This is a genomic window from Phenylobacterium sp. (genome assembly GCF_020402505.1).
In the GTDB taxonomy this organism is placed as follows: Bacteria; Pseudomonadota; Alphaproteobacteria; order Caulobacterales; family Caulobacteraceae; genus Phenylobacterium.
Genome location: NZ_JADBZL010000013.1, coordinates 1 through 25,750 on the forward strand (window position 1 = coordinate 1; position 25,750 = coordinate 25,750).

At 69.2% G+C, this 25,750-nt stretch carries 19 protein-coding genes; 16 read left to right on the forward strand and 3 right to left on the reverse strand.

The features are described from left to right. The 11 genes from IM632_RS00775 to IM632_RS00825 all read left to right on the forward strand — a co-directional run. On the forward strand, positions 1–2,347 hold a 2,347-nt coding region (locus tag IM632_RS00775; RefSeq protein ID WP_296551920.1), incomplete at its 5' end, for a TonB-dependent receptor. Positions 2,348–2,518: 171 nt separating this feature from the next. After that, positions 2,519–3,109 (forward strand): HD domain-containing protein, encoded by a 591-nt coding sequence (locus IM632_RS00780; protein WP_296484345.1) that lies wholly within the window; start codon positions 2,519–2,521, stop codon positions 3,107–3,109. Between the two features lie 32 nt (positions 3,110–3,141). Then, positions 3,142–3,954, forward strand: coding sequence for an enoyl-CoA hydratase (locus IM632_RS00785; protein WP_296497505.1), 813 nt, complete (start codon positions 3,142–3,144; stop codon positions 3,952–3,954). Between the two features lie 33 nt (positions 3,955–3,987). After that, positions 3,988–5,775: an ABC transporter ATP-binding protein gene (locus IM632_RS00790; protein ID WP_296497508.1), complete on the forward strand. Its 1,788-nt coding sequence runs from the start codon at positions 3,988–3,990 to the stop codon at positions 5,773–5,775. Further along, entirely contained in the window at positions 5,772–7,616 is a 1,845-nt protein-coding gene (locus tag IM632_RS00795) for an ABC transporter ATP-binding protein (protein WP_296484337.1), read from the forward strand. The genes IM632_RS00790 and IM632_RS00795 overlap by 4 nt, the downstream gene beginning before the upstream one ends. A gap of 75 nt (positions 7,617–7,691) precedes the next feature. Continuing rightward, on the forward strand, positions 7,692–8,669 hold the full coding sequence (locus IM632_RS00800; RefSeq protein ID WP_296484351.1) for a nitronate monooxygenase family protein: 978 nt from the start codon (positions 7,692–7,694) through the stop codon (positions 8,667–8,669). Between the two features lie 26 nt (positions 8,670–8,695). After that, positions 8,696–10,090: an amidase family protein gene (locus tag IM632_RS00805; RefSeq protein WP_296522876.1), complete on the forward strand. Its 1,395-nt coding sequence runs from the start codon at positions 8,696–8,698 to the stop codon at positions 10,088–10,090. Positions 10,091–10,100: 10 nt separating this feature from the next. Next, entirely contained in the window at positions 10,101–10,973 is an 873-nt protein-coding gene (locus IM632_RS00810; protein WP_296484333.1) for a MaoC family dehydratase, read from the forward strand. Between the two features lie 42 nt (positions 10,974–11,015). Next, entirely contained in the window at positions 11,016–11,771 is a 756-nt protein-coding gene (locus tag IM632_RS00815) for a 2-phosphosulfolactate phosphatase (protein ID WP_296484330.1), read from the forward strand. Between the two features lie 77 nt (positions 11,772–11,848). Beyond that, entirely contained in the window at positions 11,849–13,879 is a 2,031-nt protein-coding gene (locus IM632_RS00820; protein WP_296538635.1) for an NADPH-dependent 2,4-dienoyl-CoA reductase, read from the forward strand. Positions 13,880–14,026: 147 nt separating this feature from the next. Then, the gene (locus tag IM632_RS00825; protein ID WP_296534186.1) at positions 14,027–15,520 is read left to right on the forward strand and encodes an MFS transporter; all 1,494 of its coding nucleotides are present in this window, start codon (positions 14,027–14,029) and stop codon (positions 15,518–15,520) included. Positions 15,521–15,535: 15 nt separating this feature from the next. Here the strand turns inward: IM632_RS00825 and IM632_RS00830 are convergent, their stop codons facing one another. Continuing rightward, positions 15,536–16,621, reverse strand: coding sequence for an acyl-CoA dehydrogenase family protein (locus tag IM632_RS00830; protein WP_296497514.1), 1,086 nt, complete (start codon positions 16,619–16,621; stop codon positions 15,536–15,538). An 11-nt stretch (positions 16,622–16,632) separates the two neighbouring features. Continuing rightward, positions 16,633–17,808 (reverse strand): acyl-CoA dehydrogenase family protein, encoded by a 1,176-nt coding sequence (locus tag IM632_RS00835; RefSeq protein ID WP_296497517.1) that lies wholly within the window; start codon positions 17,806–17,808, stop codon positions 16,633–16,635. Between the two features lie 130 nt (positions 17,809–17,938). Here IM632_RS00835 and IM632_RS00840 point away from each other — a divergent pair, with 130 nt between their 5' ends. After that, positions 17,939–18,934, forward strand: coding sequence for an amidohydrolase family protein (locus IM632_RS00840; protein ID WP_296481970.1), 996 nt, complete (start codon positions 17,939–17,941; stop codon positions 18,932–18,934). A 193-nt stretch (positions 18,935–19,127) separates the two neighbouring features. On the opposite strand, the gene IM632_RS00845 is transcribed toward IM632_RS00840, so the two are convergent. Then, positions 19,128–20,303, reverse strand: coding sequence for a CaiB/BaiF CoA-transferase family protein (locus IM632_RS00845; protein WP_296481964.1), 1,176 nt, complete (start codon positions 20,301–20,303; stop codon positions 19,128–19,130). Positions 20,304–20,439: 136 nt separating this feature from the next. Here IM632_RS00845 and IM632_RS00850 point away from each other — a divergent pair, with 136 nt between their 5' ends. From IM632_RS00850 to IM632_RS00865, 4 genes are all read left to right on the forward strand, one after another. Continuing rightward, positions 20,440–21,918, forward strand: coding sequence for an MFS transporter (locus tag IM632_RS00850; RefSeq protein WP_296497519.1), 1,479 nt, complete (start codon positions 20,440–20,442; stop codon positions 21,916–21,918). A gap of 129 nt (positions 21,919–22,047) precedes the next feature. Continuing rightward, positions 22,048–23,370, forward strand: a complete 1,323-nt coding sequence (locus IM632_RS00855) for an acyl-CoA dehydrogenase family protein (protein WP_296481957.1) — start codon at positions 22,048–22,050, stop codon at positions 23,368–23,370. A 54-nt stretch (positions 23,371–23,424) separates the two neighbouring features. After that, positions 23,425–24,468 carry a phosphotransferase family protein gene (locus IM632_RS00860; RefSeq protein WP_296481955.1) on the forward strand — a complete coding sequence of 348 codons (1,044 nt, stop codon included), beginning with the start codon at positions 23,425–23,427 and terminating at the stop codon, positions 24,466–24,468. After that, positions 24,461–25,741: an aminotransferase class III-fold pyridoxal phosphate-dependent enzyme gene (locus tag IM632_RS00865; RefSeq protein ID WP_296551922.1), complete on the forward strand. Its 1,281-nt coding sequence runs from the start codon at positions 24,461–24,463 to the stop codon at positions 25,739–25,741. The genes IM632_RS00860 and IM632_RS00865 overlap by 8 nt, the downstream gene beginning before the upstream one ends. Positions 25,742–25,750 lie beyond the last annotated feature (9 nt).

The window sequence follows — 25,750 nt, forward strand, 5'->3', positions numbered from 1 at the left end:
CGCCGCCCAGGCGCAGGATACCGCTCCAAACTATGTCGACGAGGTGGTGGTCACCGCCCAGCTCCGTGAACAGAGCCTCCAGGACGTGCCGATCGTGGTCACCTCGGTCAGCGCCCAGCAGCTCCAGGACGCCGGCATCCGCGACATCAAGGATCTCACCATCGCTACGCCGGGTCTGACCGTGACCTCGACGTCGAGCGCCGCCCTCACGACTGCGCGGATTCGCGGGATCGGCACGGTCGGTGACAACGCCGGCCTGGAGTCGTCCGTCGGCGTGGTGATCGACGGCGTCTACCGGCCCCGTAACGGCGTCGCCTTCACCGACCTGGGCGAGCCTGACCGCATCGAGGTCCTGAAGGGGCCGCAGGGCACGCTGTTCGGCAAGAACACCACCGCCGGCGTGATCAACGTCATCACCAAGCGACCGACCTTCGATCTGGGTGCGGCGGCTGAAGCCACGGTGTCCAACTTCAACGGCTTCGGCGCATCGCTGTCACTCAACGGTCCCCTCGTCGAAGATGCGGTCGCGGCGCGTCTGTTTGTCGCCGGGCGGGCGCGTGACGGGTACTATGACAGCGTCAACCAGCCCGACAACAACAACCAGGACTTCTATACCGGCCGCCTGCAGGTTCTGTTCACCCCCTCGGCCGATCTCGATATCAATGTCGCGATCGACTACACCAAGCGCGACGAGCGCTGCTGCGGGGCGGTGCAGATTTTCAATGGCGCCACTGCAGCCGTTGTGACCGCCCTGGCCCCGGCCGGCAAAGGCCTGTCCAACCCGGTCGATATCGACAGCTTCCGCGACTACGGCAACCGGAGCTACCGCAAGGAGATCACCGACAAGGGCGTCTCGGTCCAGGCTGACTGGACTACGCCGTGGTTCGACGGCGCGAAGGTGACCTCCATCACCGCCTATCGCGAGTGGACCCAAAAGGGCGGCGGCGATGTCGATTGGACCGGCGCGGACATCGGGTACACCGTCGGGCTGGAAGACCCGAATCCGGCGTCCCTGGGCTTCAAGACCTTCACCCAGGAAGTGCGCCTGGCGGGAGGGACCGACACGGTCAACTGGCTGGTCGGCGCCTTCTACTCGCGGGAAGACCTGGACTCCCGCGAGCGGACAGTGACCTACGGGACGCAGTTCGAGCCCTTCCTCAACGGGTTGCTCGGGGGAGCGCTGTCGGTGTTTACGGGCCAACCGGCCACCGGTCAGGTCTACCGTCCCGGGCAGGGCCAGAACGACACCTACGCCCAGGAGCAGGAGGGCTTTGCGCTCTTCACCAACAACAGCATTCAGGTGACCGACGCCCTCGAACTGACGGTGGGCGCCCGGTATACCTGGGAAGACAAGTCGCTGAACAGCTTCTGGAGCAATACGGACGGCGCAATTGGCTGCTCGACGGCGCTGGCCCGGGCCCAGGCCATCCTCCCCGGCGGACTGATCGGACCCGCCTACCGCTTGCTCTGCCTCGAGGCTTACAATCCGCGCTTCGGTCAGATCGGCAAGAACGCCCAGTCCCTGGACGAGCAGGAGTTCACCGGCACCGTGAAGGCGGCCTACCGGCTGAACGAGCAGGTGATGGCCTATGCGTCTTACGCGCGCGGCTATAAGGCGGGAGGCTTCAACCTGGCCCGGGTCGCGCCGCCGACTCAGACCGTGGCCGGTCAGGCGGCCGCCCCGGCTCTCAACACGCGCTTCAACCGGGAACTGGTCGACTCCTACGAGCTCGGCTTCAAGAACACCCTGTTCGACCGCTCGCTGCTACTGAACGCGACGCTCTTCTACCAGGACTACCAGGACTTCCAGCTCAACGCGTTTAATGGCCTGGTCTTCACCGTCACCTCGGTGCCGGAGGTGGTCTCCCAGGGCGCCGACGTCGACTTCCTGTGGTTCACGCCTCTGGATGGTCTGACCTTGAACGGCGGGGTCACCTACGCCGAGACGGCCTACGCCAAGTCGACTCCCGCTGCGCTCGGCGCTAGGCTGGCGGGCACCCGTCTGTCGCTCGCGCCGCTATGGTCAGGCTCCCTGGCGGTCAGCTACGAGCGGAACCTGACCGATGATCTGGTCGGCAAGTTCGCGCTCAACGCCAAGAGCGTTTCATCCTACAACACGGGTTCCGACCTCGCGCCGGTCAAGACCCAGCCCGGCTTCACCACCGTGAACGCCCGACTGGGCCTCAGCTCCGAGGACAAGCGCTGGGCGGTGGAGGCCTGGGCGCAGAATCTGCTCGATGAGACCTACTATCAGGTCGCCTTTGACGCGCCCCTCCAGCCGGGGTCGTTCAACGCCTTCCTCGGCCAGCCGCGGACCTACGGGCTGACCGTGCGCTTCGCCTACTGATCGCCTCTAAGGAGGCCTCAGGTGCGCCGCCCTCCGGAAACGGGGGGCGGCGTTTTCTTTGGGGGTTCGGCGCGATGGCGCGCGCGTTGACACCTCACCGGGCGGGGCTCAGGATACCGGCCCATCAAAAAGGCCGGAACCACATCCGGCGGCCAGGGCAGGGAGGCCGACATGGCGGACGGTGAAATCCAGATGAAGGCGAAGTTCCACGCCATGCTCGACGGCACGGCCGAGGACTGGGCGGCGATCAGCCAGGCCGGAGCCCCCTTCAACCGCGAATTCCCCAACCGGTTGATCGCCCACCTGAAAATGCTCGAGGACGACGCAGGCGGCTTCGCCGTGACGCGCCTGGAGCATTCCCTCCAGACCGCCTCCCGCGCCTACCGCGACGGCCGCGATGAGGAATACGTGGTCTGCGCCCTGCTGCACGACGTGGGCGACATCCTGGCGCCGTCCAACCACGCCGAGCTGGGGGCCATGATCCTGAAGCCCTACATCTCCGAGCAGAACTACTGGATGATGGACAAGCACGGGATCTTCCAGGGCTATTACTTCTTCCACCATCTGGGCCTTGACCGCGACATGCGCGACGAGTTCCGGGGCCACCCCTGGTTCGAGTACACGGCCCAGTTCTGCCACCTTTACGACCAGAACAGCTTCGATCCGGGGTATGAGTCCATGCCCCTGTCGGCCTTCGAGCCCATGATCCACCGCGTGACGGCCCAGCCGAAGCGCTCGATCTACCGCCGCAAGGAAGGCTGAGGGAGCGGGGCCCGGGCCCCGGACTGGCCGACATGGCCTACGAAGACATCCTCTACGAGGTGGAGGCGGGGGTGGCGACGGTCACCCTCAACCGCCCCGACCGGCTGAACGCCTGGCGCGGCGTGATGGAAGCCGAGCTCCGGCGGGCCATGCGCGAGGCCTCGGACGATCCTGCCGTCAAGGTCATCGTCCTGACCGGCGCCGGGCGCGGCTTCTGCGCCGGCGCGGACATGGACGTCCTCCAGGGGGCGATGGCGGCGGGGGGGACCGGCGGCGGGCCGCCGGACGCCTTCGACCCGGCCTCCCGCCCGGACTTCCGGCTCCAGTATCCCTACTTCCCGGCCGTCCCCAAGCCGATCCTGGGGGCCATCAACGGCGCCTGCGCCGGCCTGGGCATGGTCATGGCCCTCTACACCGACATCCGCTTCGCCTCGGATGCGGCGGTCTTCACCACGGCCTTCTCCCGGCGCGGGCTGATCGCCGAACACGGGATCTCCTGGCTCCTGCCGCGGATCGTCGGCATGGCCAACGCCGCGGACCTGCTCTACTCCGCCCGCCGGGTGGACGCCGCGGAGGCCCTGCGGATCGGCCTGGTCAACCGGGTCTTCCCGGCCGCCAGCTTCCGCGACGAGGTCACCGCCTACGCCCGGATGCTGGCCAGCGAGGTCTCGCCCCGTTCGCTGGCCGTCATGAAGCGCGAGCTCTGGAACAGCCCGTTCCAGTCCCTCTCCGAAGCGATCGTCGACGCCAACGCCGACATGGTCCTCAGCCTGAAGTCCGAGGACTTCAAGGAGGGCGTCGCCCACTTCCTCGAGAAGCGACCGGCGAGGTTCACAGGGCGTTGACACCTGCGGGTTCCAGTCGGGAAGGGCGTTCAGGTGGGGCGTGAGGCGGAGAAGCCGGCGGACGGCGCCGCCGTGCTCTCCGTCTACCTGCGACCGGAGGGGCGAAGGCTGTCGGCCCTGGCGGTGTTCCTGGTCGCCGGGACCGCCGTCCAGCTCGCCTCGCCCCAGATCATCCGCGCCTTCATCGACACGGCCGCGCATGGCGGCGCGGAGGCGTCCCTTGAGCGGCTCTGGATGCTGGCGGGACTGTTCATCGCCGTCACCCTGCTGGCCCAGGTCCTGCAGATCGGCTCCACCTATTTCAGCGAGCAGCTGGGCTGGTCGGCGACCAACCGCATGCGTCAGGACCTGGCCGACCACGCCCTGCGGCTGGACATGGCCTTCCACACGGCCAAGTCGCCGGGCGAGCTGATCGAGCGGGTGGATGGGGACGTGGCCGCCTTGGCCGCCTTCTTCTCGCAGTTCATCTTGCAGATCATTGGCGGCGCTCTGCTGCTGGCCGGCATCCTTGTCGTGCTGTACCTGCAGGACTGGCGGATCGGGGTCCTGCTGACCGGCTTCGCTGTGGTCGCGGGCCTGGTCCTCCACGCCATCCGCCAGATCGCCGGCGGGCGCTGGGAGCGCCTGCGGGAGGCCTGGTCGGCCTTCTCGGGCTTCCTGGAGGAGCGCCTGGCGGGCCTGGACGATGTGCGGGCCAATGGCGGCGGCCCCCACGTCATGCGGCGCATGGGCGAGGTCAATGCGGAGCTGCTGGTCGCCAATGTCGCCGCCGCGCGACGGGGCCACTGGATCTTCCTGACCGCCAGCGCCCTCTTCTCCATTGGCTTCGGACTGGCCCTCGCCCTCGGCGTCTGGCTGTTCCAGCGGGGCGAGGCGACCATCGGCACGGTCTTCATGTTCATGCAGTACGCCGGGATGATGTCCCTGCCGATCATGCTGATCGGCCAGCAGCTGCAACAGTTCCAGGCGGCCTCGGCCAGCCTGAACCGGATCCGCGACCTGCGCGCCATCCAGCCGGCCCTGACCGACGGCCCGGGGGCGGGCTGGGAGGGGCTGCGCACCGAGGCGCCCGTGGTGGGATTCCAGGACCTGACCTTCGCTTACCGAGCCGATACGCCGGTCATCCGCAACCTCGACCTCAAGGTCCCTGCGGGGGAAGTCATCGGCCTGCTGGGCCGGACGGGCAGCGGCAAGACGACCCTGACCCGCCTGCTCTTCCGGCTCTATGACCCGCAGGACGGGGCCGTGACCCTGGACGGCGTCGACATCCGCCAGGCCCGGCTGGCCGAGCTGCGCGGCCGGATCGGCCTGGTCACCCAGGAGGTCCAGCTCTTCGACGCCAGCATCCGCGACAACGCCACCCTGTTCGATCCCTCCATCCCCGATGCGCGGGTGGCCGCCGTCCTGGAGGACCTGGGCCTCGGCGACTGGCTGTCGCGCCAGCCCGCCGGCCTGGCCACGGTGCTGAAGGCGGGCGGCGGGCTGTCGGCCGGCGAGGCCCAGCTCCTCGCCTTCGCCCGGGTCTTCCTGAAGGACCCCGGTCTTGTGGTGCTGGACGAGGCCTCCTCGCGCCTTGACCCGGCCACGGACCAGCTCATCGAGCGGGCCCTGGACCGCCTGCTGGGGACCGACGGCTCGGGCCGCCGGCGCACGGCCATCATCATCGCCCACAAGCTCTCCACCGTTCAGCGGGCCGACCGGATCGCCATCCTGGACCAGGGCCGGCTGCTGGAGACGGGCCGCCGCATGGACCTGGAGGCCAACCCGGAGTCCGCCTACGCCCGCCTGCTGCGGACCGGCCTTGCGGAGGTCATGGGGTGAGCGAGGTCGACCGCGCCCGGACCGATCCCGAGACCGGGGACATCCCGCCGCCCCTTCCGGCGCCGGACCAGACCGCCTTCCGCCAGGCCGTGCGGATCGCTGCGGCGCGGCCCTGGCTGTTCAGCGTCAGCATGGCGCTCTACGCCGCCTTCTACGCCCTGCCCCTGCTGTCGGGCATCGTCCAGAGGGCGATCTTCGACAACCTGTCCGGCCACGCCGCCGCGGGCTTCAATGTCTGGACCCTGGTGGGGCTCTGGTTCGCCGCCCAGCTGTCGCCCCTCTTCGTGTCCTACTTCACGCCCTGGGCCTTCGTGACCTTCACCTCGGCCTCGCGGCTGATGATCCGCACCAACATGATGGGCTGGATCATGTTCGCCCGGGGTCCGCGCCCCTCGCCCGGCACGTCGGGGGAGGCGCTGAGCCGCTTCCGGGACGACGTCGCCGAGGTCATCGCCTTCATCGAGGGCTGGGCCGAGACCTTCGGCCAGGCGGTCTTCGCGGTCCTCGCCCTCATCATCATGTGGCGGATCAACATGCCCGTGACCCTGGCCATCATCCTGCCGATGATCCTGATGGTCTTCATCACCCAGAAGATCACCGCCGGCATCCACCGCTATTCCCGCGTGGCGCGGGAGGCTGAGGCCCGGGTCACCTCCTTCGTCGGCGAGACCTTCACCGCCGTGCAGGCCGTCCGCGTGGCGGGCGCCGAGGACCGGGTCCTGGGCCGGCTGTCGGACCTCAACGAGACCCGGCGGCGCACGGCCGTCCGCCACCGCATCTATGTCACCCTTCTGGACACCTTCGGGGCCGGGACCTCCAGCCTGGCCCTGGGCCTGATCCTGCTGCTGGCGGCGGGGGCCATGAAGGCGGGTGAGTTTTCGGTGGGCGACTTCACCCTCTTCGCCGCCTATGTCGGCGCGGCGACCTCGGCGCCGCGCTGGCTGGGCCGGCTGCTGGCGCGCAAGCGCACGGCGGACGTGGCCCTGATGCGGATCGAGACCCTGCTGGGCGACGCCCCCCGCGAACGGATCACCGAGGCGACGCCGCAGGGCCCCGAGCCCACCGGGCGCCATGATCCTCTGCAGACCCTGGAGGTCCGGGGTCTGACCTGCCGGCACGGCGGCTCCGGAAACGGGGTGGAGGATATCAGCTTCACCCTCCGCCGCGGTACGGTGACCATCGTCACCGGGCGCGTGGGCGCAGGCAAGACAACCCTGCTCCGCGCCGTGCTGGGGCTGCTCCCGGCCCAGGCCGGCGAGGTGTTCTGGAATGGCGAGCGGGTCGAAGATCCTGCGACCTTCCTGACGCCGCCGCGCTGCGCCTATACCGGCCAGACCCCCCGGCTCTTCACCGAGACCCTGGGCGACAACATCGCCATGGGCCTGGACCTCTCCCCCGCGGACTTCGACCGCGCCGTCCACCTCGCGGTCATGGAAGAGGACGTCGCCCGGCTCGCCGAGGGGCTGGACACCCGGGTCGGCACCCGAGGAGTGACCCTGTCGGGGGGCCAGGTCCAGCGCTCGGCGGCGGCGCGGATGTTCGCCCGGCGGCCGGACCTGCTGGTCTTCGACGACGCCTCCAGCGCCCTGGACGTGCGCACCGAGCACGCCTTCTGGACCCGGCTGTTCGAACAGGGCGGCGAGCGGCCCACATGCCTGGCCGTCTCCCACCGGCTGGAGGCCTACCGCCGGGCCGACCAGATCCTGGTGGTCGAGGGCGGACGGATCGCGGCGCGGGGGGACCTGCGCACCCTCCTGAGGGACAGCCCCCTCTTCCACGAAATCTGGACCGAGACCCTGAAGGCCCACGCCCACGGCGAGGAGTCCGGCGCACCGGCCTGAGGCGCGCCTGCGCCCTTGCTCTACCCGTCCCGGCGCCGCACAGTTTCCGTACGCAATGTTCAAAACCCGGAGGCCATCCCTGTGAAGACCCGCATCACCGAACTGTTCGGCATCGAGCATCCCATCGTGCAGGGGGGCATGCACTTCGTGGGCCTGGCCGAGATGGCCGCCGCGGTCTCCAACGCCGGGGGCCTGGGCATCATCACCGGCCTGACCCAGCCCACCCCGGACGCCCTCGGCAAGGAGATCCGCCGCTGCCGGGAGATGACCGACAAGCCCTTCGGCGTGAACCTGACCTTCCTGCCCTCGATCAACCCGCCGGACTATCCGGGCTACATCAAGGCGATCATCGACAACGGCGTGAAGATCGTCGAGACGGCCGGCAACAACCCCCAGAAGTACATGCCCGACCTGAAGGCGGCGGGGGTGAAGGTGATCCACAAGTGCACCTCGGTCCGCCACTCCCTGAAGGCCGAGGCCGTGGGCTGCGACGCCATCAGCGTCGACGGCTTCGAGTGCGGCGGCCATCCCGGCGAGGATGACGTCCCCAATTTCGTCCTCCTGCCCCGGGCGGCCGAGGAGCTGAAAATCCCCTTCGTCGCCTCCGGCGGCGTGGCCAACGGCAAGCAGCTGGCGGCGGCCCTGGCCCTCGGCGCCGAGGGCATCAACATGGGCACGCGCTTCATCGCCACGAAGGAGGCCCCGGTCCACGACAACGTCAAGCAGGCCATCGTGGACGCCACCGAGCTGGACACCCGCCTGGTCATGCGCCCCCTGCGCAACACCGAGCGCGTGCTCAACAACGCCGCCGTTCAGCGCCTGCTGGAGAAGGAGAAGGCCCTGGGCCCCAACCTGAAGTTCGAGGACATCATCCACGAGGTCGGCGGGGTCTATCCGCGGATCATGCAGGATGGCGACATGGACGCCGGCGCCTGGTCCTGCGGCATGGTGGTGGGCCTGATCCACGACGTCCCCACCTGCAAGGAACTGATCGAAGGCATCGTCGCCGAGGCCGAGGAGATCATCCGCGGCCGCCTCGCGCGCTTCGCCTGACCCGACCTCCAGAGGGAGACAACCCCGTGAGCCAGGACCTGACCCAGGCGTCCGCCGCCGAGCTTTCCGGTCTCTACGCCGCCCGCAAGGCCTCGCCTGTCGAGGCCCTTGAGGCGGTGCTGGACCGCGTCGCCCGGCTGAACCCCGTGCTGAACGCCCTGCCGCTGATCGATGCGGACAGCGCGCGGGCGCAGGCCAAGGCCTCCGAGGCCCGGTGGGCGAAGGGCGAGCCCCTTTCGCCCATCGATGGGGTTCCAACCTCGATCAAGGAGCTGATCAAGGTGAAGGGCTGGCCCCTGACCATGGCCAGCAAGTTGACCGACAAGGCGCCGCAGACTGAGGACGCCACCACCGTCTCCCGGCTTCGAGAGGCCGGCTGCGTCCTCTTCGCCACCAATTCCAGCCCGGAATACGGCTTCAAGGGGGTGACGGACTCGCCGCTCAACGGGATCACGCGCAATCCCTGGAACACCGAACGGACTCCAGGGGGCTCCTCAGGGGGCGCCGGGGCGGCGGTGGCGGCGGGCTTCGGGCCCCTCTCTATCGGCACGGACGGCGGCGGTTCGGTGCGGATCCCGGCGGCCTGTACGGGCCTGGTGGGGCTGAAGGCCACCTATGGCCGGATTCCCGCCTGGCCTGCCTCCATGCACGGGGACCTGGCCAATACCGGCCCCATGACCCGCACCACCCGGGACGCGGCCCTGATGCTGAACGTGCTGAAGGGAAGCGACGTGCGCGACCCCCTGGCCCTGCCGCCCACGGACGTCGACTTCGTCGCCGGCCTGGACCGGAGCCTGAAGGGGCTGAAGGTGGGCCTGGTCCTGAAGTTCGGCGACTTCTTCCTCGACCCCGAGGTCGAGGCCGCCGTGCTGAAGGCCGCCGAGCGGTTCCGCGCCCTGGGCTGCGAGGTGGTTCCCATCACCCCGCCCACCGAGAATGGCGAGACCGGGCAGGTCTTCGTCTCCCACTGGTTCGCCGCCCTGCAGCGCCTGCTGCAGCTCTATCCGGAGGCCCGGCACAACGAGTTCGACCCGGCCCTCTTCGATCAGGCCAAGATCGGCGCGAAGCTGGACGTCCAGACCATCATCAATTCCCAGGTCCGCCGGCGCGAAATGGCCCACGCCTGGAACCAGGTCTTCGCCGAGCACGACCTCGTCATCTCGCCCACCCTGGCGACCCAGCCGCCGCCGGTGGGCCGTAATGTGCCGGACGGGCCGGACGGACGGCCCAATCCCTACTGGTCGAACACCGCCATCTTCAACCTGACCCGCCACCCGGCGGTGTCGGTCCCCTGCGGAATCTCCTCGATCGGCACGCCGATCGGATTGCAGATCGCCTCGGGCCACACCCGGGACGACCTGGTCCTGGCCGCCGCCGAAGCCTTCGAGCGCCAGGATCCCCTGGCCTTTCCCCGCATGTAAGGAGCCGCCCATGGCCGTCTACAACGCCAGGGCCGCCCTGCCGGGCGGCGGTCCCGCCGCCTGGGGAGAGCCGGTCCGCATCGCCTACGACCGGCGGGACATCCTGCTCTACGCCGTCGGCATCAACAGCCGGGACCTGAGGTTCATCTTCGAGGGTCACAAGGACTTCGCCGTCTTCCCGACCTTCCCCATCCGCTGGGGCGGCGCCGGGGCGGTGGTGGACCGCGCCGCCATCCCGCCCTCGCCCGGCCCCCTGACCATCGACGCCGAGCGCTATCTCGAGGTGGTCCGCCCCCTGCCCCTGGGCGGCGAGGTCAGCGTGGTCTCGCGCCTCATCGGCGTCCACCCCCGCGGCAAGGGCGCCGGCTTCGTCGAATACGAGAGCGAGGTGCGCGACGCGGACGGCCAGGTCTGCGTGAAGATGGTCTCCGGCTCCTTCCGCCGGGGCGTCGAGCGGCTGGGCGACATCGAGCCCTTCGAAGGGGCGGGGACCACCTTCTCGGCCCCCGTCACCGTCCCCGACCGGGCGCCGGACGTGGAGACCGGGGCGCACATCCCGGAGAACCAGGCCGACATCTACCGCCTGTCCGGCGACTACAACCCCCTGCACATCGACCCGGAGGCGGCCCGGTTCGGCGGTTTCGACAAACCGATCCTCCACGGCCTGTGCACCTTCGGCCATTGCGCCCACCTGCTGCTGACCGCCCTTTGCGACGGCGATCCGGCGCGGTTCCGCAAGATCAAGGTCCGCTTCTCCTCGCCGGTCCTGCCGGGCGACGACCTGAAGGTCCTGGCCTGGAAGGACGGTCCCGGCCGGGTGATCTTCGAAGCCCGGGTCGGCGAACGCACCGTCGTCTCCCACGCCTGGTTCGAGTACGCCTGAGGGCGGAGACCGGGGGGCCTCGACGTCCGAAGGAGGGCGGGTTTGGTCAGAGTCGTCTGCGAATGGGACCTTGCCGGCATTGAGGCCTGGAAGGAGCGGGCGGACGTCTTTGTCATTGTCGACGTCCTTTCGTTCTCCACTTCCGTATCGGTGGCTCTGGATCGCGGGGCGACCGTCATTCCCTTTCCTTACGGCGATGCGGCGGCGGCGGAACGGGCTGCGGCCCGTCTCGGAGCCGTCGCCGCGTCGAAGGACAGAACCCGCAGCCCGAGCCTCTCGCCTTCGAGCCTGAGAGATCTTCCCGCGAACACCCGGCTCCTCCTGCCCTCGCCCAACGGATCCAGGCTGTCCCTTGCGACAGGATCGACGCCGACCTTCTGCGCCAGCTTGCGCAATGCCCAGGCGACGGCCGCAGCGGCGCGCCGGACAGCAGGCGCCGAGGGTATGATCGCCGTCATTCCCGCCGGAGAAAGATGGGGCGATGGGAGCCTTCGCTCCGCTCTGGAAGACTGGCTTGGCGCCGGCGCCGTGATTGCCGCGCTCGGTGGAATCCCAAACGCCGAGGCGGACCTTGCCGCTTCCGCGTTCGCGCGGGCGGACAAGCGCCTCGGGGACATGATCCGGACGAGCCGGTCCGGACTTGAACTGTCCGATCGCGGCTTCGCGGCGGACCTGGACATCGCCCTGGAAGTCGACTCGAGCCGGACCGCCCCCCGACTGGTTGACGGCCAGTATTCCAACGACGCCCGTCCATCGGATCTGGCTGTGAAGCCCCACCTGACGCAGGGTCAGGTTTGACAGGAGGGGTCCGCCTCCCGGATGGTGGTGGAAAGCGCCGCGCAGAAGAGCCCGGCGATTGTCCGGAGAGGAAACCCATGTCCGCCAGCCGCTACCCGCTGATGTTCTCGCCCCTCGACCTCGGCTTCACCAGGCTGAAGAACCGGGTGCTCATGGGCTCCATGCACACCGGCCTGGAAGAGGCCTCCGGCGGGCTGTCGCGCATGGCCGCCTACTTCGCCGAACGCGCCCGGGGCGGGGTCGGCATGATCATCACCGGCGGCATCTCGCCCAACGCCGGCGCCGGGCCCGGCGCGCGCCTCTCCACGCCGGAGGAGGCGCAGGCCCACCGGGAGGTGACCGAGGCCGTCCACGCCGCCGACCCGGACGTGAAGATCTGCCTTCAGATCCTGCACTCCGGCCCCCTGGCGCGGACCCCGGAGGCCGTCGCGGCCTCGGCGGTGCGCTCGCGCATCGGCGCCTTCACGCCGAACGAGCTGGATGCCGACGGCATAGAGCAGCAGCTGTCCGACTTCGCCCGCTGCGCGGCCCTCGCCCACCAGGCCGGTTACGACGGCGTGGAGATCATCGGCTCGGCCGGCTACCTGCTCTCGACCTTCCTGGTGGAGAAGACCAACCGCCGGACGGACCAGTGGGGCGGCCCCTTCGAGAACCGCATGCGCTTCCCCGTCGAGGTGGTGCGCCGGGTGCGGGCGGCCGTACCGAAGGACTTCATCGTCATCTTCCGCATCGCCGCCATGGACATGCTGGAGGGCGGCATGTCCTGGGACGAGGTGGTCACCCTGGCCAGGGCCATCGAGGCCGCGGGGGCCAACATCATCTCCACCCACTTCTGCTGGCACGAGGCGCCGGTGCCGACCATCGCCACCATGGTGCCCCGCGCCGCCTTCACCAGCGTGACCGGCCGCCTGCGCAAGGCGGTGGGGGTGCCGGTCATCACCTCGAACCGGATCAACATGCCCTCGGTGGTCGAGGAGGTCCTGGCCCGGGGCGATGCGGATCTGGTCTCCATGGCCCGGCCCATGCTGGCCGACCCGGACCTGGTGAAGAAGGCCGCCGAGGGCCGCGAGGACGAGATCAACACCTGCATCGCCTGCAACCAGGCCTGCCTGGACCACACCTTCACCGGCCGGATGACCAGCTGCCTGGTCAATCCCCGGGCCTGCTACGAGACCGAGCTGGTCTATGAGAAGACCACCGCGCCCAAGTCCATCGCCGTGGTGGGGGCGGGCCCGGCGGGCCTGGCCTACGCCACCGTGGCGGCGGAACGCGGCCACAGGGTGACCCTGTTCGAGGCGGCGGGCGAGATCGGCGGCCAGTTCAACCTGGCCAAGAAGGTCCCCGGCAAGGAGGAGTTCTCCGAGACCCTGCGCTACTACGCCCGGATGATCGAGGTGCTGAAGATCGACCTGCGGCTCAACACCCGGGCCGACGCCCGCAGCCTGATCAACGGCGGCTTTGACGAGATCGTCATCGCCACCGGCATCACCCCGCGTACGCCCGACATCGCCGGCATCGACCACCCCATGGTGGCCAGCTACATCGATGTCATCAATGGCAAGGCGAAGGTCGGGAAGAAGGTCGCCCTGATCGGCGCCGGCGGCATCGGCTTCGACGTGGCCGAGCTGGTCAGCCACGCGGGGGTCTCGGCCTCCATGGACGTGGACGTCTTCGCGGCAGAGTGGGGCATCGATTTCAAGAACCATCCCCGGGGCGGCGTCACCGGCGTGGTCCCCCACGTCGAGAAGGCCGACCGGACCGTCACCCTCCTGCAGCGCAAGGCCGAGTCCCTCGGCCGGTCCCTGGGCAAGACCACGGGCTGGACCCACAAGGCCACCCTGCAGAAGCGCGGCGTGCAGATGATCGGCGGCGTGACCTACGAGAAGATCGACGACGCTGGCCTGCACGTCCTGATCGGGACGGAGCCCCGGCTGATCGAGGCCGACACCATCATCGTCTGCGCCGGTCAGGACCCCCTGCGCGCCCTGCACGACGAGCTGGCCGCCCTTGGCGTCGCCTCCAGCCTGGTGGGCGGCTCGGACGTGGCCGCGGAACTGGACGCCAAGCGGGCCATCAACCAGGCCAGCCGGCTGGCCGCCGCGGTCTGATTTCACCGAACGGTCCGGAACCTGTACCTGTCAAAGCATTGTCTTGACGGGCGTCGGGGGCTGGGTTTGAGTCGGGCGTCCGCAGGCTGACGGCGCTGCTGCGAAGGGTCGCAGACCGCGTCGGGATGGCCCGACGGGGGGAAACAGATGAGCGTGGACTCCACCGTCGGCGGCGCGCCCGGCCCCAGGATTGAAACGACCAAGCCCTCCCTCTGGACCAAGATTTCCTACGGTTTCGGGGCCGTGGCCTTCGGGGTCAAGGACAACGGCTTCAGCTATTTCCTGCTGATCTTCTACAGCCAGGTCATCGGCCTGGACGCCCGCCTGGTGGGCCTGGCCCTGACCATCTCGCTGCTGGTCGACGCCTTTTTCGACCCCATACTGGGGTACTGGTCAGACAACCTGCGCTCGAAATGGGGCCGGCGACACCCCTTCATGTACGCCGCCGCCATACCCATCGCAGCGACCTATTTCCTGCTCTGGAGTCCGCCGCAGGGCTGGCAGGAATTCCATCTCTTCCTCTACCTGCTGATCCTGTCGATCGTGGTGCGCATGCTGATCTCCATCTACGAGATCCCCAGCACGGCGCTGGCGCCCGAACTGACAGACGACTACGACGAACGCAGCTCGCTTCAGGCCTATCGCTCCTATTTCGGCTGGACCGGCGGCAATGCGATGTCGGTGTTCAACTTCATCGTCCTGTTCCCGCTCTTCGCCACGGCGGCCATCCCCAACGGCCAGTTCAATCCGGAAGCCTACCGGACCTACGGCATGATCGCCTCCGGCCTTCTGCTGGTCTCGGTGCTCGCGTCATCGATCGGCACGCACAGCCGGATCATGCACCTGAAGCCTGCCCCGCCGAAGCGGCGGCTCAGCCCGCTGATCGTCTTCAAGGAGATCTTCGAGACCCTGTCCAACCGGTCCTTCCTGGCCCTGTTCATCTCGGCCATCTTCGGATCGGTCGCGGGCGGTCTCTCCGCCGCCCTGGCCTTCTATTTCTACACCTACTTCTGGGACTTCAGCACCCAGCAGTCAGGCCTGATCACCAGCGGGGTCTTCGTCTCGGCCATCCTTGGCGCGGTCCTGGCGCCCATTGTCAGCCGGACCATCGGCAAGAAGAAGGGCGCGATCATCATCGGCCTCATCGCCTTCCTGGGCTCGCCCATGCCCATCGTCCTGCGCCTCATGGGAGTCCTGCCGGACAACTCCAGCCCCATGGTCTTCTGGTTCGTCTTCTTCACGACCATGATCGACGTTGGCCTGATCATCTGCTTCCAGATCCTCGCCGCGTCCATGATGGCGGACCTGGTCGAACAGGCCGAGATCAAGACCGGGAGACGGTCGGAGGGCATCTTCTTCGCCGCCTCGGCCTTCATCCGGAAGGTGGTGGGGGGCCTGGGGCTCACCGCCGCCACCTTCGTCCTGACCCTGGCGGGCCTCCAGGCCGGGGCCGACCCCAGCCAGGTGTCCGACGAGACCCTGTTCCGCCTGGGTCTTTTCTATGTTCCCGTTATCCTGGCCCTCTGGATGACCATGCTGGCGGTGATGATGACCTACACCATCACCCGGGACGGCCATGAGGCGAACCTGCGCACCCTGGCCGAGATGAAGGGCAAGGAGGGCGACGGCGGCGACGACTGAGCCGCCGCCGGGTCCTCAGGCCGCCAGTCCCTGCAGGGCGGCCGCCTCGGCGCGGACGGCCTGCGGGCCGCCCAGGACCTGGCGGTTGAAGCCGATGCGCTTGAACCAGTAGTGCAGCCCGACAAGGTCGGTGAAGCCCATGCCGCCATGCACCTCGGTGGAGGTGCGGGCGACGAAGGTCCCCACCTCCGACAGGTGCGCCTTGGCGTGGCAGGCCATGACCGAGGCCTCCCCCGGCAGGTGGTCGAGGGCGTGGCCCGCGTACCAGACCAGGGACCGGCAGGGCTCCAGCGAGGCCGCCATTTCTGCGCACATGTGCTTGACGGCCTGGAAGGTGGCGATGGACCGGCCGAACTGGACCCGGCCCTTGGCGTAGGCCACGGACTGGTCGAGCATGTCCTGGGCGGCGCCCAGGGTGTCGGCGGCCAGCATGACCCGGCCGGCGTCGATCATGGCGCGCACGGCGGCGGGGCCGTCGCCGGCCTTCAGGGGCTCGGCCGCGACGCCATCGAAGACCAGCTCCCCGGTGGGCCGGGTGGCGTCGATGGTGCGGAAGTCCGTGCGGGTGAGGCCGGGGGCGTCCGCCGCGACCAGGTGCAGGCCGCGCGCCCGGTCGGCGACGATGTAGAGGTCGGCTTCGTAGTCCACGACGAACTGGGCCCGGCCATGCAGGCGCCCGTCGCGGGCCTCGACCCCGGCGCCGTCCCGGGCGCCGGTGATCTCCGACAGGGCGACCCCCGCCACCGCAGCGCCCGAGGCCAGCTTCGGCAGCCAGGTCGCCTGCTGGCCGGCGTCGCCCGCCTTCAGGAGGGCCAGGGGGGCCATGACGGCCGTGCCGGCGAAGGGGGCCGGGGCGACGAACCGTCCCAGCTGCTCGGCGGCCAGGGCGGCGTCCAGCAGGGACAGGCCCACCCCGCCGTGGGCCTCTGGGATGATCAGGCCGGTGACGCCCAGCTCGGCCAGGCCCTGCAGCACGTCCGGGGCGCGGCGGTCCTTGCCGGCGGCGAAGGTCCGGGCGCGCTCCAGCCCGCCGGTCCCGGTCAGGAACCGGGCCAGGGCGTCCTGCAGCATGACCTGCTCTTCGGAGAGTCCGAATTCCATGGCGTGTCTCCTCAGGCCCTGGCCAGCTTGGGCTCGCGGGGCATGTCCAGCCCGCGCTCGGCGATGATGTTCTTCTGGATCTGCGAGGTGCCCCCGCCGATGATCAGGCCCAGGAAGTACATGTAGTCTCTCTGCCAGGAGCCGCCGCCGCGCAGGCGGGGCGTGTCGCCGTAGAGCAGGCCCAGCTCGCCCATGACGTCGACAGCGAAGCCCTCCAGTTCATGGCGCAGCTCGGTGCCCTGCAGCTTGACCACCATGCCCGCCAGGGGGGCGCTCTGGCGGTTCACCGCCGCCGAGAGCAGGCGCAGGTCATTGCAGCGCAGGGCCTGGACCCGGCCCTGGATAGCCATCAGCCGATCCCGGTAGACGGGGTTGTCGATGACCCGGCTCCCGTCGAGGGTCTCGGCCTTCATCAGGTCGATCAGGGCGTTCAGCCGGCTCTGCATGACGTTTGGGTCGGCCAGCGAGCCGCGCTCATGCCGCAGGATGGCGTTGGCCACCTTCCAGCCCTCGCCGCGCCGTCCGACGATCTGGTGGGCCGGGACGCGGACATCGGTGAAGAAGACCTCGTTGAAGTTGGCGGCGCCGGTCATGTCGACCAGGGGACGGATCTCGATGCCCGGGGTCTTCATGTCGAACAGCAGGAAGCTGATTCCCTCATGCTTGGGGGCGTCGGGCTCGGTGCGCACGAGACAGAAAATCCAGTGCGCGAGGTGGGCTGTGGAGGTCCAGATCTTCTGGCCGTTGATCACCCAGTGGTCGCCCTCGAGCACGCCCTTGGTGGCGAGGGCCGCGAGGTCGGAGCCGGCGTTGGGCTCGGAATAGCCCTGGCACCAGAGCATCTCGCCGCGCAGGGTCGGACCGATGAACTGGCGCTTCTGATCCTCCGAACCCACCTCGAGCAGGGTGGGGACCAGCATGGAGATGCCCTGGCCGCCCAGGCCCGGCGACAGCTGGGCGCGGGCGAACTCCTCGGCGATGATCCGCGACTTCAGAATGTCCGGCTCGGCGCCGTAGCCGCCGTACTCGCGCGGAATGGTGCGGGCGGCGTAGCCGTTCTCGATCAGCAGCTTCTGCCAGGTCAGGCCGTTGCCGCCATGGCCGGGCGCCTGGTTGCGGTGAACCTCGAGGAAGGCGCGCACTTCGGCGCGGAAGGCCTCGTATTCGGCGCTGTAGGACAGGTCCATGGGTCTCCTCCCGTCGCGGTCCGGCCTTGAGCCTCAAACCTTGAGCCCCCGTCCCGCCGGGTCCAGTCTCCCAACAGGGCGGACGGCAGGCAAGCCGCAGCCGCCAAAGCGACTAGGGGAGGCCCGCCTCATGGACAAGCCATCCGCGACGGAAGCTGCGCCTGAAGCCATCCTGGACCCGGACCGCCGGATCCTCGACCCGCACCACCATCTCTGGCCGGCGGGAGCGGGACCGGCCTACCTGCTGGAGGACCTGAGGGGCGATACGGGCGACGGCCACCGGGTCGAGGCCACCGTCTTCGTCGAGTGCATGACGGGCTACCTCACGGAAGGGCCAGAGGCCCTGCGGCGGGCCGGCGAGACCGCCTTCGTCGCCCGGGTGGCCAGGGAGTCCCGGGACGGGAAGGGGGCCCGGATCGCCGCCATCGTCGGCTCGGCCGACCTGCTGGCGCCGGACGATCTCGACGCCCTGCTTGACGCCCATGTCGAGGCGGGCGAGGGCCTGTTCCGCGGTATCCGCCACGCCGCCGCCTGGGACGCCTCGGACGCCATCCGCCCCCCGCATCACCACCCGCCGCCGCACCTGTACCTGGATGCGACCTTCCGGCGGGGTTTTGCGAAGCTGGCGGCCCGGGGACTGACCTTCGACGCCTGGCTCTTCCATCCCCAGATCCCCGAGCTGACGGACCTCGCCCGCGCCTTCCCGGGCGCCCGCATCATCCTCGACCACCTGGGTGGGCCCCTGGGCATCGGCCCGTACGCTGGAAAACGCGATGAGTATTTCCCGAGATGGCGGGCGGACATGGCCGGGCTGGCGACATGCCCGAACGTGGCGGTGAAGCTGGGCGGTATGGCCATGCCGATCAACGGCTGGGACTGGCACAAGACCGGCGCCCCAGACTCCGCCGCCTTCGCCGCCGCCCAGGGCGACTGGTATCGCGCCGCCATCGACCTGTTCGGCCCCGATCGCTGCATGTTCGAGAGCAACTTCCCCGTCGACCGGGCGAGCCTGTCCTATCGCACCCTCTGGAACGGCCTGAAACGCATCGCCGCCCCCTATTCCGAGGCCGAGAAGGACCAGATGTTCTCCGGCACCGCGGCGCGGGTCTACGGGATCGAGCTGTAGCCGCCGCCGGTGACCCCCTCAACGGGCTTCGCCCGGAGCCCCCCCTGGGGGGAGCAATTGGCGCCCTAATTCCTCCCCCAAGGGGGAGGTGGACTGCGAAGCGGGCCGGAGGGGGTCTGCGGCAAAGGGGTTTGACCCCCTCACCCGGCTTCGCCGGGAGCTCCCCCTGATGGGGAGCAATTCGTGGGGCGCATCAGCTTTCTGCGGAAAGGACGCCGGCCTCACTCAGGGCCGCCGCCTTCGCGCCGTCCAGGCCCAGCCACTCGGCCAGGACCTCGGCGTTGTGCTCGCCCCGGTGAGGGGCGACCCCGCGCACCCCGCTCTTCGCCGCTGAGAACCGGTAAGGGGACTGGGGAATGGGCCGGGTCCCGCCCTCGCGGTCGTCCATGTCCACGATGGAGCCCCGGTGGGCCAGGGTCGGCTGGTCGCGCAGGCGGGCGCCGTCGCGCACCTCGCCCCAGGCGATGTTCATGGCCGCCATGGCCTCGGTCACCTGGCCCCAGTCGGTGAGGCCCATCATCAGCTCGCCGACCGCCGCCCGGCGCAGGGCGATCTTGCGGTCGAGGTCGGCCACACCCTCGCCGGGGTCCTTCAGGCCGAGCTTCGCCGTCAGTTGGCGGAAGAGGTAGCGGAAGTCCGCCGAGACCAGGATGGGACCGGCGCCGGTCTCCCAGATGTCCGGGGGCAGGTCCATGGTGTCTTCGGAATCTTCGGCCTCGTAGTGGAATTGGTCGTCGGTCACGAGGGTGGCGTCGACCATGGCGATGTCGATGTGTTGTCCCCGGCCCGTCCGTTCACGGAGGATCACCGCCGCGAGCAGGCCGATCAGGCCGTGCAGGGAGGCGTTGGTGTCGGCCACCGACAGGGGCAGGTCGGTCCGGCGCACGCCGTTGCGCCGGGCCTGGCGGGCGATCAGCCCCATCTCCGCATGCACGATGGGGGCATAGGCGGGGCGGCGCGACTCCGGCCCGCCGGCGCCGAAGCCGGAGATGGACAGCATGATCAGCCGGGGATTGGCCTGCGACAGGACGTCGTACCCCAGGCCCAGCCGGCCCATGACGTCCGGGCGATAGTTCTCGATCAGGACATCCGCCTGGCGGACCAGGTCCAGCACCAACTCCCGGGCGCCCGGCGCGCGCAGGTCGATGCAGATGTTGCGCTTTCCCGCATTCTGCTGGTGGAAGAAACCCGGCACGCCGCCCTTCACCCGGCCCCAGTTGCGGGTCACGTCGCCCTCGGGGGGCTCGACCTTGACGACGTCGGCGCCGAGGTCCGCGAGCAGCCGCCCGGCGAAGGGGCCGGCCAGCACCCGGGAGAAGTCCAGCACCTTCAGACCGGACAGCGGATAGTCGGCAGGCGCCTCGGCCATGTTCATTCCCTCATGCTTTGAGCGACTGGCAGGCTAGTGGCGGCCCGGGCGGGGCACAAGGGCGGGGGCGGTGTTGACGCCCGACGGGCGGCCTGACCCTATGCCGGTGGGGTCTGGGCTCCCGGGGGAGGACATCATGGTTTCGGCGGCGGCGCCAACGGCGACGGACGGTCGGCTCGACCGTTCTACGCGGGTCTTCTATGGCCTCGGTTCCCTGGCCTTCGGGGTCAAGGACAACGGCTTCAGCTACATGCTGATGCTCTTCTACAACCAGGTGCTGGGCGTCCCGGCCAGCCTGGTGGCCGTGGCCCTGCTGACCGCCCTCGTGTTCGACGCCATCATCGACCCGATGATCGGCCACCTGTCGGACAATTTCCGGTCCGCCTGGGGGCGCCGGCATCCCTTCATGTACGCCGCCGCCCTGCCCGTCGCGGTGTCCTACGCAGCCCTCTGGAATCCCCCGGAGCTCTCGGCGCAGGGACTCTTCCTCTACCTGACCGTGCTGGCGGTGGTGATCCGCGCCTTCATCGCCTTCTATGAGGTGCCCTCCTCGGCCCTGGCGGCGGAATTCACCTCCGGCTACGACGACCGCTCGGTCCTGCTCAGCTACCGGTTCTTCTTCGCCTGGATCGGCGGCCTCTCCATCCAGGCCCTGGCCTTCGGGGTTCTGCTCAAGCCCGACGCCACGCATGCGGTCGGCCAGCTCAACCCGGAAGGCTACGCTCGCTACGGCCTGATCGCCTCCCTCGTCATGCTGGTGGCCATCGTGGTGTCCGCCGCCGGCACCCACCGCCACATCCCCACCCTCAGGGCGCCCCCTGAGAAACGCGCCAAGACCCTTGGCCAGACCCTGTCGGAGGTTCGCGAGACCCTCAACAACCGCTCCTTCCTCTTCCTGCTGGCGTCGAGCATCGCCACCGCCCTGGCCGGTGGGCTGGTCGCCTCCATGAACGGCTATTTCAACACCTTCTTCTGGGGCTTCAGCGCCGCCCAGATTTCGGTGATCACCCTGGGGGTTTTCGTCTCAGCCTTCGTCGCCCTGCCGACGGTGCCCCTCCTCTCCCGTCGGTTCGGCAAGAAGCACACCGCCATGCTGCTGGCGCTGCTGTCCCTGCTGATCGGGATCGGCCCGGTCCTGCTGCGCCTCGCCGGCCTGTTCCCGGCCAACGGGACGCCGCAGCTCTTCGGTATCCTCTTCACCACCTCCATCGTCGGCGTGACCTTCGGCATCATCGCCTCGACCATGGGTTCGTCCATGATCGCCGACGTCGTCGAGGAGGCCGAGCTCAAGACCGGACGCCGGTCAGAGGGCCTGTTCTTCGCCGCCTCTGCCTTCGTGGGAAAGTCGGTATCCGGCTTCGGCATCCTGGCCGCCGCCCTGCTGATCGACGCCATCGGCCTGCAGCCCGGCGTGGCGCCCGCGGACATGCCGGCGGACGTGATTCAACGCATGGGCGCGGTCTACGCCCCGGTGATCATCATGCTCTACCTGACCGGTTTCGCCCTGCTTTCCGGCTACCGGATCAGCCGGGACTCCCACGCCGCCACCCTGCGCGCCCTGGCGGCGGACGCCGAGGAGGCGGCCCATCCCTTCCCGGTGAAGGAAGATGGCTGATGACGCCGCGTCACCCCTTCAAAAACGGTTGGCGAACGGACCCCTGCTGCCATACTGATCATTCAGAATTCAGCCGCAGGCTTGGGCGGCGGACGCGATCACAGGCCCGAGAAGGACAGGACAGACAGCATGAACACCCATACGCCCCCCCCCGCCAAGGCGGCCTTCGGTTTCGACCCGCATGATGACCTCAACGACCTGCGGATGAGCGAAAAAGCCACCCCGCTCTACGAGCACGTCAAGCGCTTCGTCCACGAGACCGTCGCGCCGATGTCGGAGAAGTTCCACAAGCTGGGCGAGGGTCGGGCGGACCGCTGGAGCTATGTTCCCGGCCAGCTGGAGATGCTTGAGGAAGCCAAGAACCAGGCCAAGAAGGAAGGCCTCTGGAACTTCTTCCTGCCCGACGCCGAGACCGGCGAGGGCCTGTCCAACCTCGACTACGCCTACATCGCCGTGGAGCTGGGCAAGGTCCCGCTTGCCTCGGAGGTGATGAACTGCTCGGCGCCGGACACCGGCAACATGGAGGTGCTGGAGCGGGTCGGCACGCCGGAGCAGAAGGAGCGCTGGCTGAAGCCCCTGCTGAACGGCGAGATCCGCTCGGCCTTCGCCATGACCGAGCCGGACCGGGCCTCTTCCGACGCCAAGAATGTCGGCATGAGCGCTGTGCTCGAGAACGGCGAGTGGGTGATCAACGGTGAGAAGTACTACATCTCCGGCGCCGGCGACCCCCGCTGCAAGATCATGATCACCATGGTCAAGACCAGCCCGGACGCGCCCCCCAGCCGCCAGCAGTCGCAGATCCTGGTGCCCATCGACACCCCCGGGGTGGAGATTCTCGGCCCGATGAACGTCTTCGGCGAGGATGACGCCCCCCACGGCCACATGCACATCCGTTTCACCAACGTGCGGGTGCCGGAATCAAACATCCTGCTCGGCGAAGGCCGCGGCTTCGAGATCAGCCAGTTGCGCCTCGGCCCGGGCCGGATCCACCATTGCATGCGCTCGATCGGCCAGGCCGAGCGGGCCCTGGACCTGATGGTCCGCCGGGGGCTCTCGCGCGAGGCCTTCGGCCGCAAGATCGCCTGGCTGGGCGGCAATGTGGAGATCATCTCCCGGGCCCGGATCGACATCGAGGCCATGCGCCTGATGGTGCTCAAGGCCGCCAAGGCGATGGACGTCCTCGGCAACCGCGAAGCTCGCGTGTGGGTGCACATGGTCAAGGCCATGGTCCCTGAGCGCGTCTGCCAGATCATCGACCAGGCCATCCAGATGCACGGCGCCACCGGAGTCTCGCAGTGGACCCCCCTGTCCCGGATGTACACCGGCCAGCGGACCCTGCGCATCGCCGACGGTCCGGACGAGGTCCATCACCTCGTGGTCGGTCGCCATGAGATCCGCCAGTATGAAGGCGGCGGCGAGGACCAGACCTCGAGCGTCGTCTGGCGGAACTGAGGCCAGGCGCGGACGGCGGCCCCGGCCGCCGTCCGGCTTCCACAGGAGGTTCGGATGCCCGAGGGCGAGGCCGAGATCACCGAGGTGCGGGCCGCGCATCGCTTCGACGAGGCCCGGCTGGAGGCCTGGCTGGACGGGCGGCTTGAGGGCTTCCGGAGGCCGCTGACCGTCCGCCAGTTCGAGGGCGGCCATTCCAACCCCACCTTCCTGATCGCCTCGCCGGACCGCCGCTGGGTGGTGCGCAAGAAGCCGCCCGGCGACCTCCTGCCTTCGGCCCACCAGGTCGGGCGGGAGTACACCGTGCTCAAGGCCCTTGGCGGCTCAGGCGTGCCGGTGCCCACCGTACGTCTGCACTGCGAAGATACGTCGGTCATTGGCTCCGAGTTCTTCGTCATGGACTGGGTCAAGGGCCGGATCTTCCTCGACCCCTCCCTGCCCGGCATGGCGCCGGCCGAGCGCCGGGCTGTCTTCACCGACTATCTGAAGGTGCTGGCCCGACTGCACGCCATCGACCCCGCCGCTGTCGGCCTCGCCGACTACGGACGACCTGGCAACTACTATGAGCGGCAGATCAGCCGCTGGGTGCGCCAGTACAAGGCCGCCCAGACCGACGACCATCCCGACATGGAGCGGCTGATGGCGTGGCTGCCCGCCCACATGCCGGCGCAGAGCGAGACCCGGATCGTCCATGGCGACTTCTCGATCCGCAACTGCATGCTCCATCCCACCGAGCCGAAGCTCGAGGCGGTGCTGGACTGGGAGTTGTCGACCCTGGGCGATCCCTACTCCGACGTCGCCTACACCACCCTGTTCATGATGGGCGAGACGCCCCAGAAGACGATCACCGACCTCGGAATCCCGTCCCAGGCCGAAATGTTCGAGATCTATGCCGAGGCCTCGGGCCGGCCAGCCCTGAAGGACTGGAGCTTCCATCTGGCCTTCACCCTGTTCCGCATCGCGGCCATCAACCAGGGGGTCTACAAGCGCGGGCTGGACGGCAACGCCTCGTCGGACCGGTATGTCGAGGCCTATCCGTCGATCCAGCGCTACGCCGCGCGGGCCTGGTCCATCGCCAACGGGGGCCCCGCAGTTGTCTGACGGGCTGCTGGAGCGGCGCAACCGGGCCTTCGGCGCCGGGGCCGCCCTGTTCTACGAGACCCCCCTGCATATCGTCCGCGGCGAGGGGGCCTGGCTCTTCGACGCCGGGGGCCGGCGATATGTCGACATGTACAACAACGTCCCCTGCGTGGGTCACGGCAACCCCCGTGTGGCCGAGGCCATCGGGCGCCAGCAGGCGACCCTCAACGTCCACTCCCGCTACCTGCACGAGGACATCATCCGCCTCGCCGAGCGGGTGACGGGCCTGCACGGCGACTTCGCCGAGAGCGTGATCTTCTCCTGCTCGGGGACCGAGGCCAACGAGATTGCCCTGCGCATGGCGCGGATGGCCACCGGCCGGCGGGGGATCGTCTGCACGGACGCCACCTACCACGGCAACTCGGAACTGGTGGGCGCCATGAGCGGCCTGCCGGCGGGCTCGGACCGGGCGCGGGGCTTCCGCAGCTTTCCCTTCCCCCAGACCTTCCGCCCGCCGGAGCCCGGCCTCTCCGGTGAGGCCCTGACTGAGGCCTACCTCGCTGGGCTCGACCGGGCCATGGACGCCCTGGAGGCCGCCGGCGACGGGGTGGCCGCCCTGATCGTCTGCTCCATCCTGGCCAATGAGGGCCTGCCCGACATCCCGCCCGACTTCATGGGCAGGGCCTCCGAACGGGTGCGGGCCCGTGGAGGCCTCATCATCGCCGACGAGGTGCAGTCCGGGTACGGCCGCACGGGCCGCTGGTGGGGCTATCAGGTCACCGGCTTCACGCCGGACATCGTGGTGACGGGCAAGCCCATGGGCAATGGCGTGCCCCTGGCCGCCACCACGGCCTCCCGCGCCCTGGTCGAGACCTTCCGGTCCCGGACCCGCTACTTCAACACCTTCGCCTCCAGCCCCCTGCAGGCGGCGGCGGGCCACGCCGTGCTGGACGAGATCGAGGCTCGCGGTCTCCTGGCCAATGCAGAGAGGGTGGGCGCCTTCCTCAAGTCGGAGCTGAGGGCCCGGGTCGGACGCTGGCCGGGGGTGGCTGACGCCCGGGGCTGCGGCCTCTTCCTGGGGGTGGAGATGGTGGGGTCCGACGGCGCGCCGGACCTCGCCGCCGCCCGGGCGGTCTGCAACGGGCTGAAGGACCGGGGCTTCCTGACCTCCAACGCCGGAGCCTTCAACAACGTGGTCAAGATCCGCCCGCCCCTGGTCTTCAGCCAGGCTGACGCCGAGGCCTTCCTGCCCGCCTTCGACGCGACGCTGGACGCCCTGCATGGAGCGCGCTGAGGCCGAGCG

Coding starts and splice junctions, on each gene's coding strand:
- IM632_RS00850 (WP_296497519.1), top strand. CDS start 20,440: ATGGTTTCGGCGGCGGCGCCAACGGCGACGGACGGTCGGCTCGACCGT.
- IM632_RS00860 (WP_296481955.1), top strand. CDS start 23,425: ATGCCCGAGGGCGAGGCCGAGATCACCGAGGTGCGGGCCGCGCATCGC.
- IM632_RS00840 (WP_296481970.1), top strand. CDS start 17,939: ATGGACAAGCCATCCGCGACGGAAGCTGCGCCTGAAGCCATCCTGGAC.
- IM632_RS00780 (WP_296484345.1), top strand. CDS start 2,519: ATGGCGGACGGTGAAATCCAGATGAAGGCGAAGTTCCACGCCATGCTC.
- IM632_RS00835 (WP_296497517.1), bottom strand. CDS start 17,808: ATGGACCTGTCCTACAGCGCCGAATACGAGGCCTTCCGCGCCGAAGTG.
- IM632_RS00825 (WP_296534186.1), top strand. CDS start 14,027: ATGAGCGTGGACTCCACCGTCGGCGGCGCGCCCGGCCCCAGGATTGAA.
- IM632_RS00855 (WP_296481957.1), top strand. CDS start 22,048: ATGAACACCCATACGCCCCCCCCCGCCAAGGCGGCCTTCGGTTTCGAC.
- IM632_RS00830 (WP_296497514.1), bottom strand. CDS start 16,621: ATGGAATTCGGACTCTCCGAAGAGCAGGTCATGCTGCAGGACGCCCTG.
- IM632_RS00785 (WP_296497505.1), top strand. CDS start 3,142: ATGGCCTACGAAGACATCCTCTACGAGGTGGAGGCGGGGGTGGCGACG.
- IM632_RS00820 (WP_296538635.1), top strand. CDS start 11,849: ATGTCCGCCAGCCGCTACCCGCTGATGTTCTCGCCCCTCGACCTCGGC.
- IM632_RS00845 (WP_296481964.1), bottom strand. CDS start 20,303: ATGGCCGAGGCGCCTGCCGACTATCCGCTGTCCGGTCTGAAGGTGCTG.
- IM632_RS00810 (WP_296484333.1), top strand. CDS start 10,101: ATGGCCGTCTACAACGCCAGGGCCGCCCTGCCGGGCGGCGGTCCCGCC.